General features: G+C 64.9%; 14 protein-coding genes. 6 read left to right on the top strand and 8 right to left on the bottom strand.

Features of this window, described 5'->3' with window-relative positions; genetic code table 11:
* Positions 1-79 precede the first annotated feature (79 nt).
* The 3 genes from ACQR07_RS25655 to ACQR07_RS25665 are packed head-to-tail and all read left to right on the top strand — an operon-like array spanning position 80 to position 4277.
* Positions 80-1540, top strand: a complete 1461-nt coding sequence (locus ACQR07_RS25655; RefSeq protein ID WP_434904898.1) for a GumC family protein — start codon at positions 80-82, stop codon at positions 1538-1540.
* Between the two features lie 38 nt (positions 1541-1578).
* Complete coding sequence (locus ACQR07_RS25660; RefSeq protein ID WP_434904899.1) at positions 1579-2844, top strand: hypothetical protein; 1266 nt, start codon at positions 1579-1581, stop codon at positions 2842-2844.
* Positions 2841-4277: a hypothetical protein gene (locus ACQR07_RS25665; RefSeq protein ID WP_434904900.1), complete on the top strand. Its 1437-nt coding sequence runs from the start codon at positions 2841-2843 to the stop codon at positions 4275-4277. The genes ACQR07_RS25660 and ACQR07_RS25665 overlap by 4 nt, the downstream gene beginning before the upstream one ends.
* 2 nt (positions 4278-4279) lie before the next feature.
* On the opposite strand, the gene ACQR07_RS25670 is transcribed toward ACQR07_RS25665, so the two are convergent.
* Positions 4280-5422 (bottom strand): hypothetical protein, encoded by a 1143-nt coding sequence (locus ACQR07_RS25670; RefSeq protein ID WP_434904901.1) that lies wholly within the window; start codon positions 5420-5422, stop codon positions 4280-4282.
* A 320-nt stretch (positions 5423-5742) separates the two neighbouring features.
* On the opposite strand from ACQR07_RS25670, the gene ACQR07_RS25675 reads away from it, so the two are divergent.
* Both ACQR07_RS25675 and ACQR07_RS25680 read left to right on the top strand, forming a co-directional pair.
* Positions 5743-6501, top strand: coding sequence for an SDR family oxidoreductase (locus tag ACQR07_RS25675; protein WP_434904902.1), 759 nt, complete (start codon positions 5743-5745; stop codon positions 6499-6501).
* Between the two features lie 44 nt (positions 6502-6545).
* Positions 6546-7415 (top strand): sigma-70 family RNA polymerase sigma factor, encoded by an 870-nt coding sequence (locus tag ACQR07_RS25680; protein ID WP_434904903.1) that lies wholly within the window; start codon positions 6546-6548, stop codon positions 7413-7415.
* A 131-nt stretch (positions 7416-7546) separates the two neighbouring features.
* Here ACQR07_RS25680 and ACQR07_RS25685 read toward each other — a convergent pair whose 3' ends face one another.
* Positions 7547-8398 (bottom strand): alpha/beta fold hydrolase, encoded by an 852-nt coding sequence (locus tag ACQR07_RS25685; protein WP_434904904.1) that lies wholly within the window; start codon positions 8396-8398, stop codon positions 7547-7549.
* A 75-nt stretch (positions 8399-8473) separates the two neighbouring features.
* The gene (locus tag ACQR07_RS25690; protein WP_434904905.1) at positions 8474-9025 is read right to left on the bottom strand and encodes a carboxymuconolactone decarboxylase family protein; all 552 of its coding nucleotides are present in this window, start codon (positions 9023-9025) and stop codon (positions 8474-8476) included.
* 111 nt (positions 9026-9136) lie between these two features.
* Between ACQR07_RS25690 and ACQR07_RS25695 the strand changes: the two genes are divergently transcribed.
* Positions 9137-10069 (top strand): LysR family transcriptional regulator, encoded by a 933-nt coding sequence (locus tag ACQR07_RS25695; protein ID WP_434904906.1) that lies wholly within the window; start codon positions 9137-9139, stop codon positions 10067-10069.
* Positions 10070-10123: 54 nt separating this feature from the next.
* Here the strand turns inward: ACQR07_RS25695 and ACQR07_RS25700 are convergent, their stop codons facing one another.
* The 5 genes from ACQR07_RS25700 to ACQR07_RS25720 all read right to left on the bottom strand — a co-directional run bounded on the left by ACQR07_RS25700 (position 10124) and on the right by ACQR07_RS25720 (position 14181).
* Positions 10124-10447: an MFS transporter gene (locus tag ACQR07_RS25700; RefSeq protein ID WP_434904907.1), complete on the bottom strand. Its 324-nt coding sequence runs from the start codon at positions 10445-10447 to the stop codon at positions 10124-10126.
* Positions 10448-10538: 91 nt separating this feature from the next.
* A complete protein-coding gene (locus tag ACQR07_RS25705) occupies positions 10539-11429 on the bottom strand; it encodes a dihydrodipicolinate synthase family protein (RefSeq protein ID WP_434904908.1) in 891 nt (296 codons plus the stop codon).
* Between the two features lie 115 nt (positions 11430-11544).
* A complete protein-coding gene (locus tag ACQR07_RS25710; protein ID WP_434904991.1) occupies positions 11545-11952 on the bottom strand; it encodes an iron-containing alcohol dehydrogenase in 408 nt (135 codons plus the stop codon).
* A 55-nt stretch (positions 11953-12007) separates the two neighbouring features.
* On the bottom strand, positions 12008-13045 hold the full coding sequence (gene pdxA, locus ACQR07_RS25715; protein ID WP_434904909.1) for a 4-hydroxythreonine-4-phosphate dehydrogenase PdxA: 1038 nt from the start codon (positions 13043-13045) through the stop codon (positions 12008-12010).
* The gene (locus ACQR07_RS25720; protein ID WP_434904910.1) at positions 13042-14181 is read right to left on the bottom strand and encodes a four-carbon acid sugar kinase family protein; all 1140 of its coding nucleotides are present in this window, start codon (positions 14179-14181) and stop codon (positions 13042-13044) included. The genes pdxA and ACQR07_RS25720 overlap by 4 nt, the downstream gene beginning before the upstream one ends.
* Positions 14182-15356: the final 1175 nt, after the last annotated feature.

The following is a 15356-nucleotide window of genomic DNA, read 5'->3' on the forward strand; positions in this document are numbered from 1 at the left end:
TTGGAACCAAGCCATCATCTCGCACTTGCCACATGCCTGACGGCCACCCGCCCGGGACTTCAACAACAGCGAGGCCTGCATGTCGTTCAACACACTTGGCAAGATCGTGTGGGAGAGAAAGCTCGCATTCCTGACGGTGTTCATGTTGATCGTCGCCGGGGTGACTGCCTTCACCATGACGGTCACGCCGATGTACCAGTCGCAGGCCCTGTTGATGACCACGCTCGACCGCGCTCAGCGGCAACAGTCGCAGTTCCCTGACACGCTACGCTATCAGCTGAATTCGCAAATCTACATTATCAACAGCGAGGATGTACTCCGGCAGGCGATCGGGGAGTTCGGCGCGCAACGCCTGTTCCCCGAACAAAAGCAGCCGGCGGCGTGGCAGGCCATGATCCCCGCCGATCTGATGGATGAGGTCCGCAAGGTGATCGCGCCGTTCCGCCCGCAACCGTCGCAGGATCAAACAACGGATGCCGATCGCGCGCTGTTGAAGGTCAAGAAGCGGCTTGCGGTGACATTGGAAAAGGACTCCCAGATCCTGTCGCTCACCTTCCGCCATGAAGATCCCAAGGTCGCCGAGCAGTTCCTGACGCTGGTCGTGCGCGACTTCCTGCAACGACAGGCTGATCTCAGCGGCAACGCCGCAGCGCCGGCCTTCTTCCGCCAGCAGGCGTCGCGTTATCGCGACGAATACAAGCAGGCCTCGGCCGAGCTGAGCGCGTTCGCTGCTCAGCATTCCACCTACTCGGTGAGCCAGGAAACCGAGCTCGCGCTGGCACGGCGCGACAACGCCATTGCGGCGCTGGCCAAGACGCGCGGATCGATCGCGGAAAAGGAAGCCCAGGCCGCGACGTTCCAGAATACGCTGACCCAGCTGCGCCGGCGGATCTCGCTGCCGAGCGAGATCACCGGCCCGAAGCAGGCTGTGCCGAACGGCAATGCCGACGCGTTGACCGATGCCAACAAGGTGCCGTCCAACGAATCGCCGTTGCTGCTGGTGCGCGTGTTCCAGGAGACCGCGCAATCGCTCGTCAACCTGAACTCGGAGATCGTCGGCTTGCGATCCCTGGAGAAGGCGCAGGCCGAGGCGGTCGCGGATGTCGGCCGCAAGCTCAGCGATCTGTCCTCGATCGCGGCCGAATTCAATCGCTTGAAGGATCAGCTCGATCAGGTCTCCAAAGTGATGGAGGCGCATGTCGGCCGCGCGGCCGAAGCCCAGCTCAACGCTGATTGGGATGCGAGCGAGAAGCTTTCCAACGTCAAGGTCGCGCAATCCGCGACGAGCCCCACCGAGCCGGTGTTTCCTCCGAAGCCGCTCTTCCTGGCCCTGGGGGCCGTCATCGGTGTCGTCGGCGGTGCGGCCACCTGCGTCATGCTCGCGGCGATCAGCGACCGCCGGCGTCGATCGCAGCAGCGCCGGTATTTTGCCGAGGAGGACGACCGCTTCGATGATGCCCCGAGCGCCGAGCCGGACAACTGGAATCCCTCTCCAGCGATGGCGGAGTATCGGCTGCGCCGGCAGGCACCGATCGCGTAGCGCACGCAAGGCGGCAGTCCGGAGCAAGGTTGATGGTGATGGCGAAGTCAGCGGTTGCGTCCGCAGCCGGTTCGAATGCGAAAGCAGGCTTTGCGATCTGCGCGTTGGCGCTTCTCTCATCCGTCTTCCTGCAAAAGGTGGCGTTGCCGGGCACCGGTGGCCTCTATCCGCTGAACCTCGTGATCTTCCCGGCCCTGACGGCAGCAGGCTTCCTGTCAGGACGGCTCGAGGTCAACACGTCGGCGTTCGCGTGGTACGCTCTTTTCATCATCCTCGGAGGGCTGAGCACGGCATTGTCACCGAGCGCACATGTCTCGGCGTTGTCGCTGGGCTTCTTCGTGGTCGCGCAGGCGCCTCTGGTGTTCCGGATCTCGGCGGCCGAGCTGCCTTATGCTCGCATCCTTGGCCTGCTCTCGACGATCGGATGCATCAGCGCAGCCATCGGCGTGGCGCAGTTCGTCGGGCAGTTCGCGGTGGGCGCTGACATCGCGTTCTTCGTGGACAAGCATCTGCCCGAGAGCGTCACCGTCTCCGGATACAATTCGCTCATCCCGCTCTACTGGTCGTCTCCGGTCTACAAGAGCAATGGAGTGTTCTTCCTGGAGCCGTCGTTCTTCTGTCAATTCCTCGCCATCGCGCTGGTGGCGGAGCTGACGGTGGGCTCGCGCGCGCCCCGCATGGGGCTGCTGGCGGCGGGCCTGCTATGCAGCTACTCGGGCACCGGGCTCACGATGCTGGCGCTGTTCCTGCCGTTCTACTTCGTGCGTCATGGTCATTCGCGGCTGTTCGTGGTTGCAGCCGTGCTCGGCTTCATCGTGGTCGTGTTCGGCGATGTCCTGTCGCTCGATGCGTTCACCCGGCGACTCGGCGAGTTCTCCGACGTGCAGTCGAGTGGATGGGCGCGCTTCCTGTCGATGTTCCGGGTGCTGCAGGGCGTGGTGTTCGCAACCGACTCGACGTTCCTGTTCGGGCGCGGGCCGGGCACCGTCCAGGAGGAATTTCGCCTGCTGTCGTTCTACGCGTTCGATCCGACCTGGGGAAAGATCATCTATGAGTACGGACTGCTCGGCGCCTTGATCTATTCCCGCTTCTTCCAGATCACGATCGGCCGCGCGCCCCGCGGTGTGCGGTTCGCCGTCGGGTATACGTATCTGTTTCTCGGCGGCTATCTGCTGAACCCGTCGGTCTTGATGCAATTGGCTGCCGTCGTGGTCTGGCTCGGAAAGGACGGACGCGAGGAAAGTCGAGGGGGCGCGACAGATGCTTTGCCGGAGCTGCGAAGCGGGATGATTGCCAGCAGATGACGGCGCACGGCGACGATGCACTCGTGCGCAAGGAGATTCCGGCAACGACTCAGGGCGGCATGAAGCTTCGCGCGACAGTCGACGCCGACCGCCGGGGCCGCGCGATGTCCCGCCTGAAGCGGCTGTCCAGTGGTTCGCTCGTGCTGGTCGCGCTGAAAGGCGTCAATTCCGCGCTGACGGCGATCACCAACTTCGTGCTGGCCTATGTGCTGGTGCGATCGATCGGGCTCGAATCCTACGCGGTCATTGCCGGCCTGCTCGCGATCGCCGCCCTGGTCGTTCAGAGTGATCTCGGAATCACCGGGCTGACATTCTTCAAGCTGAGGTCGCACTATCTCGGCGAATCCGGCGCCCGTGCCGCGAGCCGGGACGACCAGGACCTCGTCGCGACCATCGTGACGCTGTATATCGCCATCGGCCTCGTCGCGATCCTGCTGCTGGGGCTTGCGCTTGCGGCCGGGATCGTCCGAGTCGGCCTCTATGCGATTCCGTATCTCCTGATCTTTGCCGGAGCGTTCTGCGCGCTGCCGCGGATGGCGCTGCGGGTGGCGATCAACGCCCGCGACGGTTTCGTGTCGACGGAAGCCGTCGATCTGATGCGGCGCCTCGCGACGTTGGTCGTGACGCTGGCCATGCTGCTCGGCCTCTCGTTCACGTCCTACAGCGCGGTCAGCCTGTCGATCTGGATCGTGGCGATCGGCGCGCTGCTGTGGCTGGCGGGACGCCACGGCTTCGCGCCGAGGCGCGGCGCGCTGCGGAACGGCTTTCGTCTGCTCCGCGCCGAGATCCGTGGTGTCGGGGCGACAGTGCTGCTGTCACTCGCGGATTTCTTCATCGGTGTGTTCCCCTATTACCTGCTCGCCGCGTCGCGCGATGCGGCAGCGGTCGTCACCTTCGACATGTTCTACAAGGTGACGCGCTTTGCCGTGATGAGCTATCTGATCGGCGCGGAATCCGTCCTTCCGCAACAGACCCGGGCGATGCACCATGCCGACGCGGCAGGCCTGACCCGCGCGACCGTCAAGGGCGTGATGATCGGCGTCCTGCCGATGGTGTCCGGGATCGTTGCCGTCGCCGTGTTCGGCGAGCAGATCTTTGGCGTCATCCTCAATCATGCCGGAATCGTCTCGCCCGTCATGCGCATCGCGATCTGCGTCATGTTCGTCTTCATGCTGGTCCAGACGACCTGCCAGATCGTGCTGATCGGGATCGGCAAGTTCGAGGCTCTCGCCCGCCGCTCATGTCTCACGTTGACGGGCATGATGGGCATCAGCGTGCTGATGCTGCTGTTCGGCTGGACGACCGACACGTTCATCGTGGCCTATGTCATCGTCTATGGATTGGGCTCGCTGCTCTATGCGCAGGCCTTGTATTCCGTCATCCGCTCCTTGCGCGAGCGGAAAGCGGACGCAGGCGTCCGCGACACGTCTTGATATCAGGCGCGCAGGTTGCGCAGGCTCTCGCGGGCGATGCGGCGGATGGGGCCGGCCGGGCGCCTGATCCGCCGCAGCAGGCTTGCGCTGCTCTGGTGACGGAGGAGCTCGACGAGGCGCAACGGCTCGTGCAGGGGAGGATGGCGGTTGCGGGCAAGAGCGCCGAAGCGCTGCAGCGCGTGGTGCTGCGAGGGGCCGGTCACCGCCGCACGGATCTCGGCATGCACGGCGTGCTTCTTGGCGCGCCACCAGCCGGAAATCTCGGATTGCGTTCGAAGCAGGGACAATCGGTCTTGAAGCATCGCCCGGACGTAACGCTGCGCCTGTTCCCAGTTGCCGAAGGATGGAATGGGATGCGGTCCGAGCAGGGTTGTGAAATAGTCCAGCGATGACCGCGTCTCGACCAGCGGTATGCAGCCGAGTTCGAGACTCTCATAGAGGCGCCACGTTTCCAGGATCGCATTGCCCATCGGACATGGCGAGAAGATCGTGTTCTCGAGCATGTCGTCGAATTCCACCTTGCTCAGCTTTCTGCCGGTCCCGCGATGGATGGAAGCGGTGCTCGTCAGGTAGTGCGGCGTCAACGGCGCAAGGGCGGCGGCCATGTCGGCGCGGGACGATTTGATCTCGCCGGTGAACGACCAGACATAACGTCGCTCGGTCGCGGGCCGGATCACGGAGCCCGTACGGGTGCCGTTGGCATATCCTTCCGGGATCGTCCAAATGCCCCGGTGGCGCGCGAGGCCGGTCGCGAAATTGCGGATCACGGCATCGAAGTGCCGGTAGAGCGCATAACCTCCGGAGAACCACTCGTCACTGGTGTGCAGCAGAACGAGGCGTCGGCACCTGGTGCGGCATTGCCGGAAATAGGCTTCATAGGCCGGCAAAGGGTGCCAGTTGCTGCTGACGACATGGATGCAGTCGTCGTCGAAACAGGTCAGATCGAGGTCAGTGCTCTCATCATCGACGAGATCACCAAGGATCTCGCGCAGCCAGTCGACCTCGAGCAGGTTATCGGCATGCCAGACGAGCTTCATCGCGTCGATCTCCAGGGGGCCGCAGGTCGACGACTCGCGCGAGAGTCCCGCGAGCAGCTCGAGCCAAGCAGCTTCCGCTGTGGTCGAGGCGTCTCTCGAACAGACCACGTCAAGGTCGAGCCTCGCATTTTGCCCCGGTGCTACGGATCATGTTGATCTCGCAGGTCGTGCGAGGTTCTTGTGCTGCGACGCAACTCGGGAGACGGGTTTCTGTTCCTGCCTGGCGCGCTGCTCACGCCTCCGGATCCGGGAAGCCAACTCCGGCGCGATCGACAGCTTTGCCTAGCCAGAGGCGCTATCGTTTCACCTTGATGAATTGAAGCAAATTCCCTTGCGTTCGATGTCGACGGACGATTGCGGTGGCGGTGGCCTGACTCTTTTCACACGGCTCGATCGTCTTCTCTTCATCTGGAGAGTGGAGCATCATCATGAGCCTGCAAGACAAGCGCGTCATCGTCACCGGGGGAAGCCGCGGTCTCGGCCTCGGCCTGGTGGAGGCCCTGGTCGAACGCGGCGCCAGGGTGACCGTGGTGGCGCGCGGAACCGACGCGCTGAGCGCTGTCGCCGCGCGTCTGGGTGTGGTCACGATCGCGGCCGACGTCACCGACGAGACTGCCGCGCGGCGCATCGTGGGCGATATCAGTCCTGACATTCTGGTGCTGAATGCCGGCGCCACGCCGCCGATGGGCCGGCTGGATCAGCTGAGCTGGACAGAGTTTTCCGCCGCCTGGGAGACGGACGTCAAGGCGGGCTTGTATTGGATCCAGGCAGCGCTCAAGCTTCCACTCCGGCCGGGGAGCCGCGTGCTGGTCGGTTCGAGCGGCGCTGCGGTGACGGGATCGCAGATGTCGGGCGGTTACGGAGGCGCCAAGCGCATGCTGTTGTTCATGGCAAAATATGCCAATGGGGTGTCGCAGGAGGCCAAGCTCGGCATCCGCTTCCAGGCGATCGTGCCGCGGATGATGATCCTCGGCACCGGGGTGGGGGACACGGCCGCGGTCGCCTACGCCGGGTCCATGGGCATCACGCCGGAAGCCTTCGTCGCACGTTTCGGCGCGCCGATGCCTCCGCGGGCGTTCGGCGACCACGTCGTCTCGGTGCTGGAGGATCCGCGCTTGGCCGACGGCATCGTGTTCGGTCTCAATGGCGACGCCGGCGTGACGGTGATGGAAGGAGCGACATCTTGAGCGGCGGTCCTCAGGTGTCGCACGCTGCGCGGAGAACCGAACTGATGGCGATGGCAGAAGGGCTCCGGCCCGAGCTGCATCGCTATTGCGCGCGCCTGATGGGCTCGGTGATCGACGGTGAGGACGTCGTGCAGGATACCCTGGCGAAGGCGCTCGTCGCCATCGACGATATCAAGGAGGTCACGATGCTGCGCGGCTGGCTGTTCCGGATCGCGCATAACCGCGCGCTGGACCTGCTGAGAAGCCGCGCGGTCCGGGCTGCCGAAACCATCGAGGCGGCCGACGACATCGCCGATCACGCTGCGATCGACTCTCTGGAGCGCATGATGCGCGACGAAGCGATCAGGACGGCAGTCGCGCGTTTCGCGGAGCTTCCGATCCCTCAGCGGAGCGTTCTCATCTTGAAGGACGTCCTGGACGAGCCGCTCGCCGAGATCGCGGCTCTGCTCGATCTCACGGTGGACTCGGTGAAGGCTCATCTCGCCCGCGCCCGTGCGCGGCTCTCGGAGATCAACGCCACCGCAGCGGTGCGGCCCGCGTCGCGAACGAGTTCCGAGCTCGTGGCCCGGTATGTGACCCTGTTCAACCAGCGCGACTGGGACGGCCTTCGCGCGCTGCTGGCCCACGACGTCAAGCTGCAGCAGTCCGGTCATCCCATCCGGGTCGGCTCGGCGGATGTCGGCATGTTCTTCAGCATCTATGCCGGAGTTGAGGGCGTGTGGCTGGCGTCCGCCTGGCTCGAGGGCCGGGAGGTGATCGCCGTGTTCGAACGCAGCGACGATCAGACGCCTGGCTACGTCATGTGGCTCGACTGGCGCGACGGCAAGATCAGTTACATCCGCGACTATCGCTACGTCCGCTATGTCATCGCCGACGCCGAGCTGGTGCTCGGACCGCTTGCTCACATCGCTTGACCAGCGACTGGTGGGTCACATCCCGGGCGGCATCTTGTCGAACAGCCCCCGCCTAACAACCTGGTGTCGTTCAGGCAGAAGCGGGGGCGGGAACTCGGATCACAGGAATTCGAGCACAGCTGAGAATGATCTCAGCTGGCGAAGCTCGCCTTGATTTCGGCAGCGACGGTGGCGGCGTTCTCGTCGAGGACGAAATGGCCGGCATCGAGCCAGACGAGTCGGGCGTCGGGCAGGTCGGCGAGGTAGGCCTCGGCACCAGCAGGGATGAAGAACGGATCGTTCTTGCCCCACACGATCAACGTCTTCGGGCGGTGGGTGTGGAAGGCCTGGTGCCAGCTCTCGTAGAGCGCGACGTTGGTCTTGTAGTCCTCGAGCAGGTCCAGATGCGCCCGATCGTGGCCGGCCCGGTCGAGCAGCGCCTGATCGTGCGTCCAATTGTCGGGACTGATGGCTTCGACGTTGCGGGCGCCGACCTGATACTGGTACTTGGTCGTTTCGGGAATAAGGAGCCCGCGGGCGGCGGCCTCGCTGGCCGCATCGCGCTTCTCCCACAAAGGCAGGAAGATCTGCGCCGGCATCTCGCCCACACCTGCCATGTAGGCATTGGTGTTCTGGATGACGAAGCCGGCGACGGCCTTCGGATTGCGCGTGAACAGCCGGAAGCCGACGGGGCCGCCGTAGTCCTGCATGTAGAGAATGTAGGAGTTCAGTCTGAGCTGCTCGATCAGCCCTGCCACATGCGCGGTCAGCGTCTCGAAGCTGTAGTCGAACTCCGCAACCGATGGCGCATCTGAATGACCAAAGCCGATGTAGTCGGGCGCGATCACGTGAAACCGATCCGCCAGCAAAGGAATCAGGTCCCGGAACATGAAGCTGCTCGTCGGAAAGCCGTGCAGCAGGATGATGGTCGGACGTCCGGGATCGCCGGCTTCGCGATAGAACACCTTGCGATCATGGACGGTGGCGAACTTGTAGTGGGTCAAGGCGAAAGCTCCGATACAGTGATGAAGAGACGGCAGCGCGTGGGCAGGACCGGTGAGGTCGTCACGCCTTGGACGTCAGGCGGCCTTGCTGGCTTCGACGACAGGGAAGTCGATCTCGGTCTCGAACACTTCGTTGAAGAAGTTGGTCCAGCTGTTCAGCGCGACGTGCTGCACGATCTCGATGATCTGCGCGTCGGTATAGCCGGCCAGCTTCACGGCGGCGAAATTCTGGTCGGTGATATGGCCACGATGGGTGGCGACCACGGCTGCAAAGCGAACGGCGGCGTCGGCCTTCGGATCGTTCGACGCGCCGTTGCGGTTGGCGGTGATCTCCGCGTCATCCAGCTTGGCAAGGTTGCGGCCGAGATAGTTGTGAGCCGACAGGCAGTAGCTGCAGCCATTTATTTCTGCCACCGCCAGGGCGATCCGTTCACGCGTGGCGGCGGGCAGCGAGCCCTTGCCGAGCGCGCCGGACAAGGCGAGATAGCCTGCCAGCGCCTGCGGGCTGAGCGCGATGGCGCGGAACATGTTCGGCGTACGGCCGAGCTGCTTGGCGACACCTTCGAGCAGCGAACGCGAAGCTTCGGGTGCGTCGGCGATGGTGGCGGGCGTCGTGATACGGGTCATCGGAGGGTCCTTTCATGCCAGCCGTGTGGCTGAGGCCCTCATCTACGTTCTTCCATTTTTAGACATAAGGCGGTATTTTCGAGAGCCGATGTTTCATTTTTTGGAAGAACGATGGACCGCTTCGAAGCAATGCGCACGCTGGTGGCGGCGGTGGATGGCGGCAGCCTCTCGGCGGCATCGCGCGCCCTTGTCGTGCCTCTGCCGACGGTCAGTCGCTGGATTTCCGATCTGGAAGCGCATCTCGGCTCGCGGCTGCTGGTGCGGACCAGCCGCAAGCTGATCCTGACCGAGGCCGGCGAAGCCTTCGTGGCTGTGGCGCGGCGTCTGCTCGATGATCTGGCCGAAGCGGAGCGCGCAGCGAGCGGCGAATATCGCGAACCGCGCGGCGAGTTGCTGGTGACGGCGCCGATCATGTTCGGCAAGCTTCACGTCGCGCCACTCGTCCATGCGTTCCTTGCTGCCTATCCGCCGGTCAGCGTGCGGCTGATCCTGTCCGACCACGTCATCGATCTCGTCGAAGCGCATGTCGATGTCGCGGTCCGTATTGGCCGCATGCCGGATAGCCAACTGATCAGCCGCCAGGTCGGGCTTGTCCGCTGGATCCTCAGCGCCAGTCCGGACTACCTTGCCCGTCGCGGCGAACCCGCCGACCTCGAGGCTCTGCGTGATCATGATTGCATCGCCTTCGAAGGCTTGCAGACGTATCGGAGCTGGACGTTTGGCAGCGGCGCGGGCGAACACACGGTGCCTATCAAGCCGCGGTTTTCGGTCAACACGGCCGACGCAGTGGTGGAGGCGGCAGCTGCTGGCCTCGGGGTCGCGCGCCTGATGTCATACCAGGTCGCGCCGGCGATCGCTGATGGCCGGCTGGTGCCGATCCTGCACCGCCGGGACGATCGTCCAACCCCGGTGAATCTCGTGCACCAGCCGCAACCGGTCCAGCCGCTCAAGCGCCGGGCCTTTCTCGACTTCGTCGCACCAAGGCTGAGCCTTGCCTTGGCCAAAATCGAAGAATCCCTTGGGAAGGCCTCTACCCGCGGGTGAAGTCTGTGATCTTCTTCAGGTCTCCAAAGTCAAGAAGGGGCTCGGCCTTGGTCGTCACGGCCCTATCAACCTGCGGAGTGTGGTCAGTCTTGGGAGCTCAGCTCGGATGTCGATCGCGCCTGCGGGCCCTATCCGGGCCAGGTGAAAGCGCAAGTTGAACAACTGGCTTGCCAGCGCCGAGGCGATCTTCTGGCCGAATTTGTCAGTGAACCAGCCGGCAGGGATCTGCAGAAGAACGTAGGACCAGAAGAACGCCGACAGGATGAAGCCCATCTGGTCGGCCGGGATCGACAGCTCCGTGCTAAGATGCGCCGCCGCCGACAGCATGGTGCGGTCGATGTAGTTGATGGCGATCGCCAGCCACATCAGCGCGGCCACGATCCAGCGAACAGTCGTCGGTCGTAAGACCGTGTTTCCGCGTTTGCGACGCGTCGACCATGTTTTCCTTCTCGTTCGTGTCGTTGTTCGTTCAGATCGCAGCTTCGACGAAGGCCTTGGAGACGACGGCGACCTTGTCGTTCACCTCGTCGGAGACCAGCGCCGGACCGCGGCTCCTGCCGACCTCCGGCATCGCGATGGCGAGCGCGCGCTTGACCATCGTCGGCGGGAAGCCGTGGGCGTAGAGCGCCTTGCGCAACTCGCCGTAGTGCGCCTGCCGGGCCTCGGCGGTGGCGATGTCGCCGGCCGAGAAGGCCGTCCAGATCGCGTTCAAGGTCAGAGGCGCGATGTTGCCGAGCCCCGAGATACAGCCGGCGGCGCCGGTCTTCAGCCCGTACAGGATCAGGTGATCGGGACCGACCAGCACGTCGAAATCGCTGCGCTCGCGCGCGATCGCGAGGAAGCCGTCGAGGCTGTCCTGCGAGCCGGCGCTGTCCTTGATGCCGATGATGTTGGGATGATCGGCGAGCTTGCGCGCGGTCGCCGGCTCGATCGTGTTCCCTGTGCGCGCCGGAATGTTGTAGAGATAGATGGGAACGGCCAGCGCATTGGCGACACGGGTGTAGTAGGTGACGAGCTCGTCCTGGGCGCAGGCGATGAACGAGGGCGTCACCACCGACACGGCCTTGACGCCAAGCGACTGGATCGCCTTGCCGAGCGCGATGGTCTGGTGCGTCGACACCTCGCCGATATGCGACAGCACCGGGACGCGGCCGGCGGCCGCCGCGACGCAGTGGCGCGCGACCGCGACCTTCTCCTCGAATGACAGTGTGTAGAACTCGCCATTGGTGCCGGAGCAGAACACGCCGTTGCCGGCCTTGGCCTGACGATCGACCTGGCGAGCGAGCGCTGCGGCGTTGAGCTCCTCGTCGGCGTCGAACGGCGTGACAATGGCGACGAATGGTCCGGTGATCTTGGTCATGATAAGGTGCCCTTCCGCTCAGGCCGCGGCGCGATAGATGGTGAGAATGTCGTCGCGCGTCAGGTCGCGCGGGTTGTTGTCGAGCAGCCGGCGGATGCCCGCCAGCGCGTAGATGTCAATGGCCGGATGCGTCTTCTTGTTGGTGTAGGCCTCGACTCAATGGGCGAGCGCGTCGGCGCCCGTCGCCACCGTGATCGCCCCGGGGCACGCTGAGCGTGAGGTCCGGATCGACCGCGGCGAGATCGGCGATCATGTGCGCGCTCTGCACCGCGAGCTTGGCGAGGTCCATGGCGCTGCCGCCGCCGAAGCCGATCACGACATCGGCCTTCGCCGCCTCGGCGGCTGCGAGCAGCGCGGCGCGGTCGGTGGCATCAGGCTCGGGACGGATGCGGTCGAAGACGATGGTCTCGCGGGCCAGCTTGAGCGCCGCGCCGCGCGCCGCGTTGAAGCTGTCGGAACGACCAGCGCCTTGCGCAGCCCGCGCTGGGCGACCCAGTCGCCGACGCGTGCGGCGACGCCGGATCCGAACAGGATCTGCGCCGGGCGCGGCAGGTCGATCGGTTGCGACAGAGAGGCGGTCATGGCGAAGTCCTGGTGCTGAGCCGCGCGGCGGCGAGTTTGATGGCGTAGTCGATGGCCTCGATCAGGCTGGTCTCGCTGGCGATGCCCTTGCCGGCGATGTCGAAGGCGGTGCCGTGATCGACCGAGGTGCGGATGATCGGCAGGCCGAGCGTAATGTTGACGCCGGACAGCGCGTTCCAGATGCCGGTCGCGGGATCGACGTGAAAGCCGAGCAGCTTCACCGGGATGTGGCCCTGGTCGTGATACATCGCGACGACGGCATCGAACTGCCCGGCGCGCAGCTTCACGAACACCGTGTCGCCCGGCACGGGACCGACGACATCGAGTCCGTCGGCCACGCATTTGGCGATGGTCGGCGTGCTGATCTCGATGTCCTGCCGGCCGAACAGGCCGCCTTCGCCGGCATGCGGATTGAGGGCGGCGATGGCGATGCGCCGCCGCTGCAGGCCGAGGCCGCGTAGCGCCTCGTCGGTCAGGTCGACCACGTAGCGCAGCCGCTCCGGCGTCAGCTTCTTCGGCACGTCCTCGAGCGCGATGTGGGTGGTGACATGGCTGACGCGCATGTTGTCGTGCGCAAGCATCATCACCGAGCCGCGGGCGCCGGTCAGATGCGCCAGCATGTCGGTATGGCCCGCGAAGTGATAGCCGGCCTTGTTGAGCGCTTTCTTGTTGAGCGGCGCCGTCACGATGCCGTCGATGCGGCCGCTCTGCGCCAGCTGCACCGCGCGCTCGACCGCGGCATAAGCGAAGCGCCCACCGTCGGTGGACAGTTCGCCGGGCACGATCGGCGCGCCCTCGGTCGCGGCCTGCAGGCAGGCGAGCGCCGGCCAGTCGCCGGTCGCCTCGACGGCGGGGATGGCGACGTCGGCGCCGAGTGCGGCGCGTGCGGCCTCGAGCGAGGCGTTGGATCCGATCACCAGCAGCTTCAGCTCGCCGGCGCGAATGCGGCTATCGAGGCGCTGGCAGGCCTTGACGATGATCTCCGGGCCGACTCCGGCCGGGTCTCCCATGGTGATTGCCAGTTGCGGCGTCATGTCAGAACTCCGTTCGCAGGAAGCGGGATGCGCGCCAGCAGGCGCTTGAGCAGATCGCGGTCGCCAAAGGCACCGGATTTCGAGACGACGGTGAGACCGTCGCGGGCGCCGCCGCGCATGATCGAGCAGGGCACGCCTGGCTCGATCTGGCCGACGAGCTCGAGATGGTCGGTGTCGAGCGCGGTGCAGATTGCCCGCAGCGTCTCGCCGCCGGCAACCACCAGGGTCTGCGGCCGCGGCAGGGCATGGATGATGCGTGCGAAGTCGTCAGCGATGCGTGACGCGGCGGCGTCGCGCGGCAGACCGGCCGGCAGTGCGAGATGGACCAGGGCCGCGCCCTCGCGCTCCAGGCGCGCCGCGATATCGGCGATGCCGGCCTCGCTGGAGTCCGGCACCGCGAGGGCAAGCTGACCGCAGGCTTCGACCTGGGCTGCAGTCGTGGGCTGATCGCTGCCGAACAGCCCGAGCACCGGGCCGCGCAACTGAGCTGTCGCATGCGGGGTCACGCCGAGCGAGCGGGCGAGCGCCGCGGCGAGGCCGCCGGCGCCGCACCACAACGTCTGGCGATCATTGCGGCGTCCGGCAGCGACGATGGCATCAAGATCGGCATCGGACTCGGCATCCCACAGGCTGACGCCGTCAGGCGCAGCCGCACCCGGTCGGCGCGGCGTCACGGCGATGCCGAGCCGCTGCAGGTCGGTGGCGAGGTCGGTCTCGACCTGCGTCCAGCCGGCCTCGCCGCGGCGGAATTGGCGTCCATCCCGCGTGACCCGGCCATGATGCGGAAAAGCCGGTGCAATCAGGCAACGCGCGAACGCGCCGTTGCGCAGCCAGGCGGCGATCTCCTGTGCAGGGTGGCCACGCCACAGCGTGTCGATCTTGGCGAAATGCAGTGCATCGGCGTCGAACGGCTGCTGCGCGAGTCGTGCCACCAGCGCCGCGGCGGCCGCGGCGGCGGAAAGTTCGCGCGCTCCGGTGTCCAGCGCCACGCTGCCGGAGCCCGCGCGGTTGCGCCAATCCGCGCGGATGGTGTCGCAGACACCGACGAATTGTGCGGCCGTATCGAGCGCGCCGGTCAGGTCGTCGGCGATCAGATGGAGATGGCGGCGAGACGATGACGATGCAGCGAATGGCAAGGCGCGTCTCCCTGGTGCTGAGCAGCTCCCGATCGGCCGCTCTCGACGAGCCACTAACCACGCCGCGCAAAGTTATCAATATCCCGATCATGACTATTGGGGAGCGCTGCGCTGGAATGCGGCGGCGCTCGAGGAGATCGCTTCGGCACTCGAGCCGATGCAGGGCCATCCGCAGCGCGCGAATGGTTCGTCACGCATCTGCTGGAGACACGCTGACGTGAACGCGCGAGGGTAAGGTCGCGGCACGCCTCGCCTTAACTCCTCGCGATATTCTTGGCTTGAGACTGACAGGACTGGATCGGTGAAAAAGTATCGTATACCCGGAGTGAGGGCACGTCCTCACAAGCTTCATGAAATAAGTTCTTCGATTGTAGTTGGTCGATAGCAGCGATCCATTCTGTGAAGTAATTGCGAAGGTCGCGGCGGCTCGCCATTCGAGGGGGTTGTCGTAAGAGCCGGAATGCATGATCAGTCCCGTGACCCCGAGTGGATCTCGCCCACCAAGAAGATCCGCTGTTCCAGCTTGCCCCTGCCGATAGCTTGCCCGTGCCGATACAATGGCTGCGAGCGGAGCGCCTCTGCTTGACCGTCCAGCGGGTGCGCTCTCGTGAGCTGAGGCCAACGAGATGATGCCGAGCGCTGAAATTGATGGCGTGCCCAGCTTGTGCCCCGGCGGAACGCGGCACTTCGTCAGGGAGGCGGTTTGCTAAGTCGTTGAAATAACCGGCTTAATGGTGGGCGCACAAGGGATCGAACCTTGGACCTCTCCCGTGTGAAGGGTGCGGAGATTCTGCATATCATCAATAGTCTCAATGATTTGGGCGGTACCGAAACGGTTGTGCACGGCTCATGCACGGAGCGGTCTTGCGTTCGGCCGGTGCCCGCATTACCTGTGGGATTAGACGAAGCGTGGGTAGGGTCGCGGAGTCTATCAAAAAGCTCGAAATCCCTGCCGCCGCTGGTCAACCGCTTAGTGTTCGTCACCGAAGGTTTACCTTCTGGTTCGTGATGATCTCGATCGCCCGAGCCGCACTAAGCAACGGGAAGGAGGGCACATGACCGTGCTGCTCACTCTCGAAGCCAGCAGGCCCGGCGGTACGAGTTACCGTCTCGGCTTCGGGTGCAATTTGCCCCTGGCTTGGATTGTAGCCGTCTTGTCGCGGCTGTTCTGACGA

This window comes from Bradyrhizobium sp. HKCCYLS20291 (assembly GCF_051167715.1).
Lineage (GTDB): Bacteria > Pseudomonadota > Alphaproteobacteria > Rhizobiales > Xanthobacteraceae > Bradyrhizobium.